We start from the raw sequence: 15,027 nt of genomic DNA, 5'->3' as shown, positions 1-15,027 counted from the left end.
AAACTTTGACGAAAGTTTAATGGCGCTAAACAAGGCGTCCGGGTGGACCGCTGTGCCGCCCTCCCCTCCCCCGCCCGTACCGCACCATCCGAGGAGTAAGCCGATGAGCTCCCCGTCTTCCCAAGAGAGCACCGCGCGCACCGTGCGCGGCGTCGTCTTCCGCTCCCCGGGGCAGGAGGTGACCGTCACCGACGTCACCCTGGCCCCGCCCGGCCCCGGGGAGGTCGAGGTCGCCGTCACGGCGGCCGGTGTCTGCCACTCCGACCTCCATGTCATCCGCGGCGAGTGGGACCACCCCACCCCGGTCGTCCTGGGACACGAGGGCTCGGGCGTGGTCACCGCCGTCGGCGAGGGTGTCACCGGTCTCGAACCCGGCGATCACGTCGTGCTGTCCTGGGTCCCGTCCTGCGGCACCTGCCGTTTCTGCCTCTCCGGGCGTCCGGCCGCGTGCAGCCTGGTCGCCGAGGTCGTGGCGCCGGGCGGGGTGCTGTACGACGGCACCAGCCGGCTCTCCGTCGACGGCGAACCGGCCCACCACTACCTGGGCGTCTCCTCGTTCGCCGAGCGCGTCGTGGTACCCGCGTCAGGCGCGATCAAGGTGCGCGAGGACGCGCCCCTCGATGTGATCGCCCTGGTCGGCTGCGCCATCGCCACCGGTGTCGGCGCGGTCCGCAACACCGCGGGCGTCGAGGCCGGGGCCACCGTCGCCGTCATCGGCTGCGGCGGTGTGGGCCTGTCGTGTGTGCAGGGCGCCCGGCTGGCAGGGGCCGGCCGCGTCGTCGCCGTCGACGTCGTCCCCGAGAAGCTGGAGCTGGCCCGCCGGCTCGGTGCGACGGACGCGGTCGACGCGCGTGAGGGCGATGTCGTCGAGACGCTGCGGGCCCTGGTCCCGGAGGGCCTGGACTACGTGTTCGACGCCATCGGCAAGATCGAGACCACCGAGCAGGCCATCGCCGCGCTCGGTCAGGGCGGCGCCGCCGTCATCGTCGGCCTGCCGCCGACCGGCCGCACCGCGCGCTTCGACCCGCTCGCGCTCGCCGAGGCCGACCAGCGCATCCTCGGCTCCAACTACGGCTCGGTCGACGCCGCCCGCGACATCCCGGCGCTGGTGGACCTCGTGGTGTCGGGTGAGCTCGACGTGGAATCGATGATCTCGGCACGGCGCCCGCTGGACGAGGCGGGCGACGCCCTGGCCGACCTCGCCGCCGGCCACGCCCTGCGTCAGCTGCTGATGATGGAGGACCGGACATGAGCACCGCCGGAAAGCAGGCCGCGCCCGGAAAGCCGGCCGACGGCCTGGCCCACCGCTCCGTCTCCACGTTCGAGGTCGGCGCGCAGAGCGTCGCGAATGTCGCGCCCAGCGCCGTCATCGCGTTCGCCCCCGCCAGCATGGCGGCGTCCGCCGGCAACGGCGCCTGGTTCTCGTTCTTCCTGGCCATGGCCGCCGTCCTCGCCATCGCGTACTGCATCTGCGTGTTCGCCCGCCGACGCGCCGGGGTCGGCTCGCTGTACGCCTTCTCCCGACTCTCGCTCGGGGCACCCGGCTCCTTCGTGACCGGGTGGGCCCTGCTCATCGGCGCAATATGCATCGGTTCGGGTTCGCTCGCGGGCGCCGGGTACTACACGGCGCGCGCCCTCGACCAGATCGGCATCGGGATCTTCACCGGCATCCCCGGCCAGATCCTGCTCGATCTGCTGCTGGCCGCCGTCGCGATCCGGCTGACGATCGCCAGTGTGCGGACGGCGGCGCGCGTCGCCTCCGTGCTGGAGGTCGTGTCGATCGTCCTCATCGTCGTCGTGCTGGTCCCCGCCTTCTTCAAGAGCGGGAACATCATCGACACCGAGCAGCTGAGCCTCAGCGGCTCCACCCTCGACGGTGTCGTCTTCGCCGTGGTGCTGGGCGTGCTCGGCTTCGTCGGCTTCGAGGGCGCCGCGTCGCTCGGGGCCGAGGCCACCGATCCGTACAAGGCGATCCCCCGCTCGGTGATGGGCAGTGCGGTGCTGGCCGGTGTGCTCTACATGTTCGCGACGTACGCTCAGGTCGCCGGGTTCGGCGGGGCGGACGCCCTGGCGAGGAGCAGCGACCCGATGGACGAACTGGCGGAGCTGTCCGGTCTCGGCTTCCTGAAGTTCTTTCTGCACGCAGGCTTCGCGGCGTCGTTCGTGGCCGTGGTGATGGCCTGCATCACCGTCGCCGCCCGGCTGCTGTTCGGGATGGCGAAGGAGGGTGTGATGCCGGCCCGGCTCGGCGTCGCCCACCCCCGTCACCGGACCCCGTCCGTGGCGATCTGGGCCGTCGCCCCGTTCGTCGCCGTTCCCGCGGTGCTCGTGGTCGGCGCCGGGACCGCGCCGCTGAACGCGACGTCGTACATCGACACCATCGGTGTCTTCGGCTACATGCTCAGCTACACCCTGGTGTGTCTGGCCGCGCCGCTGTTCGTACGCCGGATCGGGGCCCGCGGCCTGCTCGTCACCTGGGGCCTGGGGCTGATCGGCGCCGCCGCGATGATCTACGTCTTCTACCGCAACCTGTGGCCGGTCCCGGCCTGGCCGCTGAACGTGCTGCCGTACGTGTTCGTCGGCGCGCTGGTCGTCGGCATCGTCGGCTTCGCCGTGCTGCGGGTCCGCAGGCCCGAGGTCGCCGAACGCGCGGGGACGTTCGCGGACGACCTGGACTGACCCTCCGGCGCGGGTCCGGACCGTCCGCCCCATGGCCGGAACCGGGCCACCGTTCCGGACCCGGACCGGCCGCCCGGTGGCCGGTCCGGACCCGCGCCCGCCCTGCCCCGCCCCCTGTGTCCCTCTCCCCCGCTCCCCCGACGCCCTGCTCCCCCGCACCCCGCGGGCGGGGCGGGGCATCGCTCGTTGGGCCCGACTTTGGGGCCAAGGGCCCAGGTCACCCGGCCCGTGCACCCGTACGCTCACGGCCAGACCCGTATGCGTAACTGCGGGCACAGGCATGGCAGATGAGCGTCGGAGAGGAAGAACCGTGACGGGTGGCGGGGGCTGGGGAAGCGGAAGCGCGGGCCACATACCACCGGGGAGCGGGGGTGGTGGTTCCGGCGCGGGCGGTGGCGTGTTCTTCGCCCTGACGCGCAGTTGGGCCGCGGGTGCCCTGGTCTACATCGCCGCCGGATACCTGGTGTCGCGCGGGCTCGTCGAGATGCTGGCCACCGACCAGCGGCTCGCGTCGTTCGGCTGGCGGCTCGCCCTGCTGCATGTGCCGAACGTCATCACGACCGTGCTCACGGTCCTGGCCGCGGCCCGCGTCCTGCCCGACGAGCGGCGCGAGTCGCGCCTGATCACCTTGGTCGCCGCGCTCGGCGTCCCGCTGGCCGCACTCCTCTACGGATTCGCGGTGTCCTGGCATCTCGTGGGCCTTGAGGGCACGTTGATGCCGGTCGTCACGCTCGTGACGGGTTCGGCCGCGGGACTCGCCGTCGACCGGTTGCTGGACGACCGCGAGGAGCAGGCGCCCGTGCCCCACTCGTACTCGTGGCGGGACGGCGGAGCCACCGCGATGGAGTACCTCGGGGTGATCGTCCTCGTCGTCACGCTGATCGGCGCGATGGCCATGGCGGGCGTGGGCGGCCAGATCGGCGAACGCATCCGCTGTGCGATCAGTTCGATGGGCGGCGGCGGTGCCGCCTGCACCACGGGCGGCGGGCCCACCACCGCGAAGCCGAAGACGGACGCCGACTACGAGCCCAAGATGTGCCAGGTCTCCAGCATCTCCGACACCGTCGGCGACAAGGTCAAGATCGGCTGGTTCGAGTGGGGCAACGAGTACGGCTTCCAGCAGAAGGTCAGCCAGGCCAAGACCGATGTGAACGGCGACGGCAAGGTCGACGAGAACGACAAGCTGGTCTACATGACCTTCACGGACGCCGCCTCGGCCGGCGCGACCGCCAGCACCCCCGGCATCAAGCTCGGCAAACTGGGCAAGGCGGATGTGGACGTCGGCGGCGGCATCAAGATCACCAACGGTGACACCTGGGTCTTCAAGAGCGAGGAAGAAGCCAAGAAGATGCGGGACGACATCGAGGAAATGAAGATGTGGGAGACCTCCACCAAGTACAGCGGTGGTTACGGCGGCGGCTGGTACTCCGGCATGAAGTGGGCCGACAAGAAGAAGGACGTCGAGAAGAAGATCGGCGACAAGAAGATCTCCTACTCGACCATCGGCCTCAACGCGTACGCGGACGGCGGTCTCTCCATCAGCGCGGGCGACGAGACCAAGCTCGGCGCCAAGCTCGGCGGCAAGGCCAAGTTCTCCCCCGAGGTGACCATCACCAAGGACGACGTGAACGGCAACGAGTCGTACACGTACACCGCCAAGCTCGAACTGGAGGGCAAGGTCGGCGGTTCGGCCGGTCCGCTCGGCGGCACGGCCGCGGCGAAGGACAGCCGGACCGGTGCGATCACCGTCACCCGCGACCAGAAGACCGGCAAGATCGTCCGCATCGACATGACCCAGACCGTCGAGGGCGGCGCCGGGTCCGACAAGGGCGACATCAGCGGCGACAACGGCAAGAAGGACGGCGACAAGCGCGGCGGCAAGGTCAGCGGCACCGACTCCTCCAGCGAGACCGGCATCGAGGTCCTGACCAACTCGATCGTCTTCGGCAAGGACACCGACCAGGCCACCGAGGACAAGCGGGCCGTCGCCGAGCAGTGGCTGAACGGCTCCGGCAACAACACCGCCCCGTTCGAGTACATGTTCGGCGACCACTCCATGCAGCAGAAGCCCACCGGAACCGATCCGTTCGAACAGCTGATGTTCCAGGACGGGCTGTCGAGCAGCATGAAGTACCACGGTGAGACGGACGCCCAGGAGTTCGGCTTCGAGGTGTCGCTCGGCATGAGTCTCGGATTCTCCATCTCGGACGAGCACAAGAAGGAGACACTGACGGACGCGCAGTTCCTCGGCGCTCCGCAGGGCGACAAGCGCTCGTACCTTCCGTACAGCTACTGCGCCAAGTAGCCAAGGCGGTACCGGCTGCGGCACGGTACCGCTACGGCACAGCACCGACCACGCACGACGAAGAGGCGATAGGCGATGACGACGACGATGAAGATGTCCCGGGCAATCGGCGCAGCTGCTGCCGCCGCCATCGGCCTCACCCTGCTCACCGGCTGCGGCGGCGACGCCGCCGCGCTCCCGGAGGGCTGGGGAAAGCTCGACACCAAGAGCCTCTCCGTCGGCTACCCCGAGAACAAGGGGTACAAGGAGCAGTCCGCGGCCGACCGGGCCAAGGCCAACGCCGCCGTCGCGCTCAAGGAGGAGGGCGGGCTGCGCAGCGGCATGGTCTCCGTGCAGCTCGACTTCGCCACGGGCGTGGACGACGCCGGTGAGGCGGCGGCGGCCGCGGGTGCCGGTATCGGTCTCGGAGCGACCCGCAAGAACACCTCGGACGTGCGGCTCGCGGGCGCGGAGAGCGCCCGCGAGGCGCGCAGGATCGACTACGAGTTCACGTCCAGCGGCAAGGACCGGACCCCGGCTCCGGGCACCCCGATGACGGGTGTCGTGGTGGCGGGCGTCGATTCGAAGCACGTGCCGTTCGCGGTCCGGATCAACGCGGTGAAGGGCTCGCTGAGCCGGCAGGACCTCGACGCGTTCGTCGATTCGATCACGGTCAAGTAGCGGATCAGGGGCGCTCGTTCATGCAGATCCTGCCCGGCGGCACGGCCACGTTCCTGCTTCTGTTCGGACTCCTCCTCGGCGCGTTCGCCATCCGGTCGGCGCTCCGTCTGAACCGGGTGCTGCGGCTGGTGCGGCACGGCGAACACGCCGAGGGCCGGTGCGCGGACCGCCGGACCGTCGACCGGGGTCCGGGCATGGACCGGAGTTACGCCACCGAGTACGTCTTCGCGTTCCGCACCAGGGACGGCCACGACATCGAGTTCACCGACCATGCCCCGGGCCCCTTCGGCTTCGAGATCGGGGCGCCGGTCCGCGTCAGCTACGACCCGGCCGACCCTTCGGGGAGCGCCACGGTGGCGGGGCGGGGGGCGTGGGGGCCGGTGGTGATGCCGGCGGTGTTCGCGGTCGTGCTCGGGTTGTTCGCGGTCGGGCTGCTGGTCGGGTTCGCGGCGATGCGTGGGTGGCTCTGACGGGTTTGGCTCTGACGGGTTTGGCTCTGACGGGTTTGGCTCTGACGGGTTTGGCTCTGACGGGTTTGGCTCTGACGGGTTTGGCTCTGAGGCACGCCGCTCACGGGCACGCAGGGGTCAGAACGTGGCCCGGTCGAACGGCATCGGGAGCTTTTCCAGCGCCCCAGCAGCCCGCAGTCGTGTGTTCGCCTCGATGATCGTCTCGATGGCCGGGGACTTTGTACCGCCACGGGTGAGGTCGATGACCAGTCCATCGTGTGCGGTGCGGACGTACGTGCCGGGCAGCCCCTCGGGTGCGAGGACGGCACGGCCGGCGGAGAGGAAGACCGCACGGCCGCAGCGAGGGTCGCTGTTCGCCAGGTCGAACCGCTCGGCCACCGCCCGGTACTGGGGCCTGTCGTACACCTGCCCGGCGTCGATCTCCCAGTTCTCCGCGAGGAGGCGCAGGATCTCCGGAGCGCGCCGGATCACCTCCGCGGTTTCGTCCACCTCGCGCGACCGGAAGGCGAGCGAGACGGAGTTCACCGCGTAGTGCGAGGTACTGCCCGCGTGAATGGCCATGGACACCCGCGCCGCGGCGGGGTTCTGCGCCCACAACGACGTCGTGTAGCCCACCACGTCGAGGTCGGGGCCCGTGTTCTTCCGCTCGATGTACTGCGCCAGTACGGGGACCGAGGGCTCCAGCACGGGATCGGACGGGAGGTCGTCACCGGCCTCGTGCCATACGTCGAACGTCGTGCCGTCGATGTCCTTGAGCGCGCTGAGCGTGCCGGACCAGCGCTCGGCGATGCCCGGCACCGATTCCCCGCGAAGGCCCCAGAAACCGTTGACTACGACGTTCAGCACGACACGTTCTCCTCGGGCTCCGGTCTGCGGTTCCACACCCCGTCCGGCGTTCAGCCGGTCACGTCCCCCGGGGTGTGGATCACCTTAACCGGGATGCCCCGGTCCTCGAACATCTCTCGCGCCGCCTCGGCGACGTCCGGGTCGGACAGGTGCCACTCGACCGGCTTGCCGCGTGCCGCGTCGACCTGCCGGCGCGCCTGGTCCGCCCACCGGTCGGCGACCTTCGACGTGAGCGTCCCGGTGTCGGCGTTGTAGTAGTCCTTGCCCTTGTACCCGTACTTCGCCTCCAGGTAGGTGCCCCGCGAGGCGTCCCAGCCGTCGAAGTCGACCGGCTTGCCGGTGAGTTTGTCCAGCGGAACCCGGTACTCCTTGCCGCGGCCCACCTTGGAGATCTGTTCCTGGTAGCGGGCACCCATCTCGGTCGGGTAGTTCCAGACGCCGGGCCTGATCTCCTGCCAGTTGCCCGCGCCGCCGTCCTTGGCCCCGGCCGGCGGGTCCTTGAGGTCCTTGTACCAGGCCGGCTTCGGCTGGTTCTGGGCGGCTTCCAGGGCCTTCCGGCGCTTGGCCGCGTCGGCCGCCTTCTTCGCCTCGTCGGCCTGCTTCTGGGCCTCGTCGGCGGCCGCCTTCTTCTCCGGGTCGACCTCGTCGCACTTTCCGGCGAAGAACCCGACGGGCACGGACGTGCGGGTCGCGGCCATGACGCCGGTGCCCGAGCCGGGCAGCCCCATGCCCGCACCGCTGCCGTACGGGACCCGCACACGGCCGCCCATGCCGACGGTGCAGCCCTTGAGGCCGGCCTTCTCGGCGGCGTCGTCGGCGTGCTGCTGCGCTTCCTTCGCGGCCTTCTCGGCTGCCCCGACATCGCCCGCCTTGGCGGCCTTCTTCGCCTTGGCCGCGGCCTCCGAGGCCTTCTCGGCGACTTCGCCGAGCTTGCCGAGTTTCCCGAGCTTGCCCAGCTTTCCGAACTTGCCGATGAGCTTGGCCTCGCCGTAGCCCGGGATGAGCAGCGAGCCGATGTTCCAGAGGCCGGTGCCGATCGCCTGGCCCTCGTTGCCCTTCTTCCACATGTCGCGGACGTCGTCGCCGATGAACATGTCGTCCAGGACCTTCAGCCCGGTGCCACCGGACGCCTTGGTCCAGTCCCAGACCGCACCGAGGTAGTCGCCCTTGGACCACTTGTCCCCGGCGCCCTTGGAGTCCTGGCTCCACTTGTCGCCGAGGCTCTTGCCGTAGTCCATCAGGCCGTTCCACGCCTTGATGGGGTGGAAGATCGTGTCGAAGGTGCCGGTGATGTCGCCCCACAGGCCGTCGCCGATCAGGCCCTTGAAGAATCCGCCGGTCTGATGGGCGGCGCAGGAGAAGAACGCGCCGACGCCGGAGGTGCAGCTCTCACCGGGCTTCTCGTCGCCACCGTCGCCGCCGTCGTCCGGGACGTCGCCGCCGTCCGGCTCCCCGGAGCTGTCCACGTCGTCGCCGCCGTCGTCGACCTTGATGGCCGTGTCGCTCCCGCCGGAGGCGCCGGCCGCGCCCGAGCCGCCGGAACCGGAGCCTGCGGTGCCGGAGCCTGCGGTGCCGGAGCCGCCGGAGTCCGACCCTCCGGAGTCCGACCCCCCGGAGTGCGACCCCCCGGAGTTCGTGCCGCCACCGACAACCGACCCGCCCGAGTCCGTACCGCCGGAGTCCGAGCCGGAGCCGCCGGAGTCCGCGCCCCCGGCCGTCGTGCTCCCGGGCGTCGCACCCCCGTCGTGCCCCTCGTTCCCGGCCACGACGTCGCCCCCGGGCGCAGGGCACGCGCTCCCGGTGAGCTTGCAGATCGCGTTCTGCATTTCGCCCGTCAGCTGGGCGCCGATGCCCGTGGCGACGAGCCCGCCGATGAGGGCCACGACCACCAGGACCATGCCCAGGTATTCCATCGCGGTCTGGCCGTCGTCGTCGCGGCGCCATCTGATCATCCGCGCGATGCTGAACCGCCGGTGCGGCAAGCGCTGTTCGAGGGGAAGGTCGAACCATTCGCGCGAGCTCGGCCGGAACAGCAGGACGATCACGGTGACGGGGATCACCAGCTGCGTGACGCCACGCCCGCCGCCACCGCCGAGGGTCGCCAGCGCGCCGAGGGTGAGCCAGACATGTATGGCCAGGAGCCCACGCCAGATCCAGATGCCGCCGGTCCGCAGGTACAACGAGAGCACGAACGCGCTCACACTCGGGAGCGCCGCGTACAGCAGCAGCCCGAACAGCCGGCCGTCGACCTCGTTCACCGCCGAGGCCACCGTCAGCACGCCCGCGCCGCCCAGGACCGCGGCGGCGAAGAGGATCCGGACGAGGATCAGCACCGCCTGCAGCGGGCGCGGCAGCGGCTGCCTGCCGTGCTGGACCACGGCGGCACCCCCACCGGCGCCACCCGAAATCGCAATTCCGCCCATGCCAGACACGACGAGTCCCCCAGCTTGTCGGTGTGCAGCCACAGTTCAGCCACTTCACGCATCCGACCACATCGGCACCCTTCGGGCATGGGTCTCAGGGCCCAATGCAAGGCTCAAAGTTGGGTATACCGACGGGAGTTACGGCTGCGGCGAGGCGGAAAGGGTCCGGCTACCGGCTGGGGACCTCGCTCCCGAACAGCATCCAGGGCGACTGGTCGTACGAGTTCACGCCCGCCAACTGGGGTTGCATCGCCGCTATTTCATGCCGTACGGCGAGGGTGTCCGGCCAACTGTCGAAGTAGGTGGTTCCGTTGATGACGACGCCGCTCCAGTCGGTCGCCGCGGAAGCGCCCTCCCGGTCGACCACGAAGCCGATGCAGAGCACGGAGGCCCTTCCTATCGCCTCCCTGATCGCCCGCGCGGCCACCTCCTGCTCGTCCCGCGTCAGCCGCCCGAAGCCGAATTCGAGAGCGACGACTCCGTCCGCCATCCGTCGGATGCGCGCGGGCACGTCGGTTCCGCTGTGCATCCACAGGACGAAGTCGACCCTGTCGAGCCGTTGCAGGCCGGCCAGGAGCACGAGCTGTTCCCTGGTCACCCACGAAGGAGTGCCCCATGGGTCCGGCCCCGGGCCGAGGAGTGTGACCCGCCTCGTGACGGGGTGGCGGAGCCGCAGTCCCGCCGCGTCGAGGTCGCCGAAGAGCGACTCGGCGTCCGGGCGGCTCCAGCCGAGATGGTACGAGTAGAAGAAACCGTCACTCATGGATACATCACCATCGATACATCACCCCAGGGAACGAATTCAGTTGGAGGTGCAGATCAACGTGCGTATGGGCGCGCCGGACGGGCGCCCGTGACGGGCGCGGGCCGGGTGGGCTCACGGTTGGGTCACGTACGAGCGTAATGAGACCGGCATGTCCCGGCGTGGGCCCACGGACCCAGGGGCGGGCCCCAATGGAACAATGCGGTGGACAGGGGCAGGGCCATCACACATCGTGTACGCCGATGACACGCACCGATTCGCCTCCCGCATGGGACGAGCGCACCCAGTTGGCCACCTTCCTCGACTACGCCCGCGACACCGCACGCGCCAAGTGCGAGGGCATCTCGCCGGACGATGCCCGCCGGGCCCCGCTGCCCGGCTCACCCCTGATGACGATCGCCGGGCTGATCAACCACCTCAGCTGGGTCGAGTACCACTGGTTCGAGGTGATGTTCCTCGGCGGTGAGGACGAAGGGCCGTGGACGGACGAGGACCCCGACCGCGAGATGCGGATCGCGGTGGACATGCCGCTCACCGATGTGCTGTCGCAGTACGAGGCGCGGACGACGCGTTACCGCGAACTGGTCGCCTCCCACGACCTGGACACGCCGGCCCGACGCCCGCGCCGGGACGGCCGCTTTCCCGATCTGCGCTGGATCGTCCTGCACCTGATCGAGGAGACCGCCCGGCACAACGGCCACCTCGACATCATCCGCGAGATCGTGGACGGCACCACCGGCGCGTAGTGGTCGGCTTCGGAAGTCCTTCGGGGGTTGGCTCCGGAGCCGAACGCGGGTGGTGCCTGCTCAGAGGTCCGAAGTCCACCGCCGGTGGAGACGGCCGGGTGCCCGGTGCGGGCCGCGAATGGGCGGGCGTATGCGCCCGTTCGTTTGGGTTCTCGTCCCGGATCAACCCGAGCTCGGCCGGCCTGATGGTCGGGGCAGCGCCGAGCAGCGCTGTGGAGATGTCGAGATCTCACCGTTGGTACCGACTCTCGGGTGAACGGTGCCCACAAGCACCGCAGCCAAAGATCGAGAGGGCACGAACATCATGCAGAAGCTTGCGCAACAGGCCATTGACCAGCTGGTGGAGTCGGGCGCCGAGCTGGGTGTCCAGGTCGCGGTGTACCGGCACGGTGAGCTGGTGGTGGACGCGGTGGCGGGCGTCGCCGATCCGGACAGCGGCCGTCCGGTCACCTCGGACATCCCGTTCTACAGCGCCTCCACCGGCAAGGGTGTGACTGCGACGGTGGTGCACGTCCTCGCAGACCGCGGCGCCCTTGACTATGACACGCCGATCGTGGAGTTCTGGCCCGAGTTCGGCGCCCACGGCAAGAACAAGGCAACCATCCGCCACGCGCTGACCCACTCCATCGGCGTCCCGGCAGTGCCGTCCGACCTCACGGTGCAGGACCTGGCTGACTGGGACAGGATGTGTGCCCTGATCGCCGGCTCCGAGCCTTGGTGGGAGCCCGGGACCAAGACCGGCTACCACGCGATGACCTGGGGCTTCGTGATGGGCGAAATCGTCCGCCGGGCGACCGGCAAGCCGATCTCGCACGTACTCAGGCAGGAGGTGGCGGCTCCGCTGGGCATCGCCGACGAGTTGTTCTTCGGCGTCCCGGAGTCCGAGCTCGGCCGGCTCGCCCGACTCGAGGAGGCGCCCGGTACCGCCGCGATGATGGCAGCGGTGCCCGCCGACATGCCGATGCTCAAGGCCACGCCGCCCGCCGTGACCCCCAGCGCCACATACGGCAACAACCCCGTGGTGCTCACTTCGGACATTCCCTCGGGCGGCACGATGTCCGCCCGCGCGGTGGCCAGGATGTACGCCGCGCTGCTTGGTGAGGTGGATGGTGTCCGGCTGGTCTCGGACGAGCGGCTGCGTGAGTTCACGGCCCTGGCCACGGCCGATGTCGACCAAATGGTCGGCTTCCCGATGCCGCGCGCGCTGGGCTACAACCTCGGCCGGCCCGGAGCCGCCCCGCAGGAGACGCTGAGCGTTTTCGGCATGCCCGGCATGGGAGGCAGCGCGGCGTATGCCGACACCGCGACCGGCATTTCCTTCGCGCTGACCAAGAACCGGTTCTTCCCTGGTCCTTCCGCCGCGGTCGATCAGATCAGCGAGCTGATCGCGAAGGCCGCCACCAGCTGAGACTCTCCGGTCGGGCCCAGCTGCGGCCAGGCGGGTGGTGTTCGGACGGCGCGTTTCTTGATCACGAGACGTTGCCATAACGGGGTCCGGGGCCGGGCCCAGGGCCGGATTCGGGTTCGGGGCCGGGTCCGGGTCCAGGCCCGGGGCCGGGTCCGGGCCTGTGCCTGGGCCTGTGCCTGTGCCTGTGGAGAACCGTGGTGTGATGGCACGGTGAGCCGCGCCGCAGAAGAGACCAACCGCCGCTTGCTCCGGTCACGGGACGCGATGGACCGCGCCTACGCGCAACCGCTGGACGTCCCCGCCCTGGCGCGGATCGCCCATGTGTCCCCGGCGCACTTCACGCGTACGTTCCGGGCCACGTTCGGCGAGACGCCGCACCGCTACCTGCAGCGCCGCCGTGTCGAGCGCGCGATGTTCCTGCTGCGGGAGACCGACCGGAGCGTGACGGACATCTGCTTCGAGGTCGGCTTCGGCAGCCCGGGAACCTTCAGCCGTACGTTCCGTGACATCGTCGGCCGGTCGCCGAGGACGTACCGCAGGGAAGCGACGCCCACGGGCGTCCCGACGTGTTTCACCATGACCTGGATGCGGCCGAGCGACTGACCGGCGGCACCACCGGCACCGCCCGCACCACCCCTCCCTGCTCGTGGCGCCCACCCGTCCGCACCTGCTCGCGCCGCCCATCGGCCGCGCCGTTCGACAGAGCAGTTTTGGATAAGTTCTCGTCGGACTTGCCCAGTAGCGTGATGCACATGTTCAACGCCATCACGCATTCGCAGATATACGTACTCGACCAGGACGAGGCCCTCGACTTCTACGTCGGCAAGCTCGGCCTGGAGGTCAACACCGATGTCGACATGGGCATCATGCGCTGGCTGACCGTCAGCGTCCCCGGGCACCCCGGGCGCGAGATCATGCTGGAGAAGCCGGGTGCCCCGGCGATGTCCGAGGAGACGGCTCAGCAGGTACGCGAGTTGGTGACCAAGGGCGCGATGGGCGGCTGGCTCATCTTCACCACGGACGACTGCCGCAAGACGTACGAGACGCTGCTGAGCCGGGGCGTCGAGTTCACCGAGGAGCCGACCGAACGCCCGTACGGAATCGACTGCGCCCTGCGCGACCCCTTCGGCAACCGCATCCGCTTCACCCAGCCGAAGGCCTGAGCACTGTCCCGGTAGTGGGAGCGGGGGCCGGCGCGAGGACGTGCCGGCCCCCACATGCGTGCGACCGGAACGGGCGCGGACCGGTCTCCCGACGCGCGTCCCGCGCGGCTACCCGATCGCGGCGATGCCGGGCGCGATGTGCTCGGCGATCTGGTGGGTGAAGCTGACCGGGTGCCGGTCCGGCAGCACCTGGATCTCGCTGATGCCCAGGTCCGCGTACGCTTCCGCCGCCACGAGAAAGGCGCCGGGTTTGTCCAGCACGGGGCCGTTGTACATCACGGTCTTCTCGATGGCGTCGTAGTCGCGGCCCTCCGCGTCACAGTGCGCGCGCAGCACATCGAGCTTGTGGGCCACTTCTTCCTGGTCGGTGGCGAACAGGTTGCAGGCGTCCGCGTACCGGGCGGCCAGGAGCAGGGTCTTCCGCTCGCCCCCGCCACCGATCAGGATCGACGGGCGCTCGCCGATCGGCTCGGGTACGCACAGCGTCTCGGCGAGCTGGTAATGACGGCCCCGGAACGGGCCGTTGTCGTCGCTCCACATCTGGAGGCAGATCAGGATCGTCTCCTCCAGCCGTTCGAAACGCTCGGCGACCGGGACCACCGGCACGCCGAGCCCGTACTGCTCGCGCTCGTACCAGGAGGCACCGATGCCCAGCCTGGCCCTGCCGCCCGACAGCACGTCGAGGCTGGTGACGATCTTCGCCAGCAGCCCGGGGTGCCGGTACATCACTCCCGTGACCATCAGCCCGAGCGTCATGCGCTCGCTCACCGCCGCCACGAAGCCGAGCGTCGTGTACCCCTCCAGCATCGGGTCGTCGGCGACGGTCTGCCCGGTCTCCATCTGGAAGTAGTGATCCATCACGGTGAACGACGAGATTCCCGCCTGTTCGGCGACCCGTACCGACTCCGCGAGCGTCGGCGCGATCAGCGCGGGGTCGGCCGGCGTCGAGTAGTTCCAGTAGTGCAAGCCGAGCTTCACGTCCGACCTCCGCGGGTCAAGGGGGAGCAGGCTCGGGACGGCGTCGCCGCCCCGGCCGGAGGGTCGGCCGGATTCGCGCTCCGGGCTTGTCGGCGTTCCACCTCCTGGCCACCCGCCCCACAGCCACCGTCCGTAGTCGGTAGTCACGCTACGCGCCCCTGCGGCCATCGGCACTTCCGCCACCGTCCTCTCGGCCGAATGGTCGGCTACGCGAAAGCGTCGGGTTCGAGGGCCCGGCCGTGAGTGGCCGGCCCGCGCCGTACCCGGACCCCGGGCCTACGCCCCGGACATCGCACCGGACATCGCTCCGGGCGCTGCCGCCGGTCGCGCCGTCCCTGCCAGGGCCACCGCGGCGGCTTACGAGTTCTCACCCTCGGACGCCTGGCACGACGGCGGCGGTCCCGGCGACGATCGCCGCCGCGCCGCCGCCCGGGGGCCGAAGGCCGTCGCCGCCTTCGTCGTCAGGCCACGGGGGCTACCGCGAAGGGTTCACACCGCACCCGCCGAGACGTTTTCCGCCACCAGCGGGACGGCCGGGTCGCGGCGCCCGCCTCCACCGGTTCACACACCACTTGGGGACCTCCTC

The 15,027-nt window shown here is 70.1% G+C and carries 13 protein-coding genes; 9 read left to right on the top strand and 4 right to left on the bottom strand.

Going from position 1 to position 15,027, the window contains the following annotated elements; all coding sequences use genetic code 11:
- Nucleotides 1–103 precede the first annotated feature (103 nt).
- The 5 genes from ACF1B9_RS05315 (at nt 104) to ACF1B9_RS05295 (ending at nt 6,114) form a co-directional block, all read left to right on the top strand.
- Complete coding sequence (locus ACF1B9_RS05315; RefSeq protein ID WP_391739183.1) at nt 104–1,252, top strand: Zn-dependent alcohol dehydrogenase; 1,149 nt, start codon at nt 104–106, stop codon at nt 1,250–1,252.
- On the top strand, nt 1,249–2,679 hold the full coding sequence (locus ACF1B9_RS05310) for an APC family permease (protein WP_391739182.1): 1,431 nt from the start codon (nt 1,249–1,251) through the stop codon (nt 2,677–2,679). The genes ACF1B9_RS05315 and ACF1B9_RS05310 overlap by 4 nt, the downstream gene beginning before the upstream one ends.
- Nucleotides 2,680–2,989: 310 nt before the next feature.
- Nucleotides 2,990–4,984 (top strand): hypothetical protein, encoded by a 1,995-nt coding sequence (locus ACF1B9_RS05305; RefSeq protein WP_391739181.1) that lies wholly within the window; start codon nt 2,990–2,992, stop codon nt 4,982–4,984.
- A 75-nt stretch (nt 4,985–5,059) separates the two neighbouring features.
- Entirely contained in the window at nt 5,060–5,644 is a 585-nt protein-coding gene (locus ACF1B9_RS05300; protein ID WP_391739180.1) for a hypothetical protein, read from the top strand.
- 20 nt (nt 5,645–5,664) lie between these two features.
- A complete protein-coding gene (locus ACF1B9_RS05295) occupies nt 5,665–6,114 on the top strand; it encodes a DUF3592 domain-containing protein (protein WP_391739179.1) in 450 nt (149 codons plus the stop codon).
- A 117-nt stretch (nt 6,115–6,231) separates the two neighbouring features.
- Here the strand turns inward: ACF1B9_RS05295 and ACF1B9_RS05290 are convergent, their stop codons facing one another.
- From ACF1B9_RS05290 to ACF1B9_RS05280, 3 genes are all read right to left on the bottom strand, one after another.
- Nucleotides 6,232–6,960 carry an Imm52 family immunity protein gene (locus tag ACF1B9_RS05290; protein WP_391739178.1) on the bottom strand — a complete coding sequence of 243 codons (729 nt, stop codon included), beginning with the start codon at nt 6,958–6,960 and terminating at the stop codon, nt 6,232–6,234.
- Between the two features lie 50 nt (nt 6,961–7,010).
- Nucleotides 7,011–9,383, bottom strand: a complete 2,373-nt coding sequence (locus tag ACF1B9_RS05285; protein WP_391739177.1) for a Tox-REase-5 domain-containing protein — start codon at nt 9,381–9,383, stop codon at nt 7,011–7,013.
- A 169-nt stretch (nt 9,384–9,552) separates the two neighbouring features.
- Nucleotides 9,553–10,146, bottom strand: coding sequence for a hypothetical protein (locus ACF1B9_RS05280; protein ID WP_391739176.1), 594 nt, complete (start codon nt 10,144–10,146; stop codon nt 9,553–9,555).
- 242 nt (nt 10,147–10,388) lie between these two features.
- On the opposite strand from ACF1B9_RS05280, the gene ACF1B9_RS05275 reads away from it, so the two are divergent.
- From ACF1B9_RS05275 to ACF1B9_RS05260, 4 genes are all read left to right on the top strand, one after another.
- Complete coding sequence (locus tag ACF1B9_RS05275) at nt 10,389–10,892, top strand: DinB family protein (protein ID WP_391739175.1); 504 nt, start codon at nt 10,389–10,391, stop codon at nt 10,890–10,892.
- A 304-nt stretch (nt 10,893–11,196) separates the two neighbouring features.
- Nucleotides 11,197–12,300, top strand: a complete 1,104-nt coding sequence (locus tag ACF1B9_RS05270) for a serine hydrolase domain-containing protein (protein WP_391739174.1) — start codon at nt 11,197–11,199, stop codon at nt 12,298–12,300.
- Nucleotides 12,301–12,510: 210 nt separating this feature from the next.
- Nucleotides 12,511–12,903 carry a helix-turn-helix domain-containing protein gene (locus tag ACF1B9_RS05265; RefSeq protein WP_391739173.1) on the top strand — a complete coding sequence of 131 codons (393 nt, stop codon included), beginning with the start codon at nt 12,511–12,513 and terminating at the stop codon, nt 12,901–12,903.
- A gap of 149 nt (nt 12,904–13,052) precedes the next feature.
- Nucleotides 13,053–13,463, top strand: a complete 411-nt coding sequence (locus ACF1B9_RS05260; protein WP_391739172.1) for a VOC family protein — start codon at nt 13,053–13,055, stop codon at nt 13,461–13,463.
- Between the two features lie 108 nt (nt 13,464–13,571).
- Here ACF1B9_RS05260 and ACF1B9_RS05255 read toward each other — a convergent pair whose 3' ends face one another.
- Nucleotides 13,572–14,441 carry an LLM class F420-dependent oxidoreductase gene (locus ACF1B9_RS05255; RefSeq protein WP_391739171.1) on the bottom strand — a complete coding sequence of 290 codons (870 nt, stop codon included), beginning with the start codon at nt 14,439–14,441 and terminating at the stop codon, nt 13,572–13,574.
- Between the last annotated feature and the right edge of the window lie 586 nt (nt 14,442–15,027).

Origin of the sequence: Streptomyces sp. NPDC014727 (genome assembly GCF_043083485.1) — a bacterium.
Taxonomy (GTDB): domain Bacteria; phylum Actinomycetota; class Actinomycetes; order Streptomycetales; family Streptomycetaceae; genus Streptomyces.
This window is presented reverse-complemented; position numbering and strand designations above follow the sequence as displayed.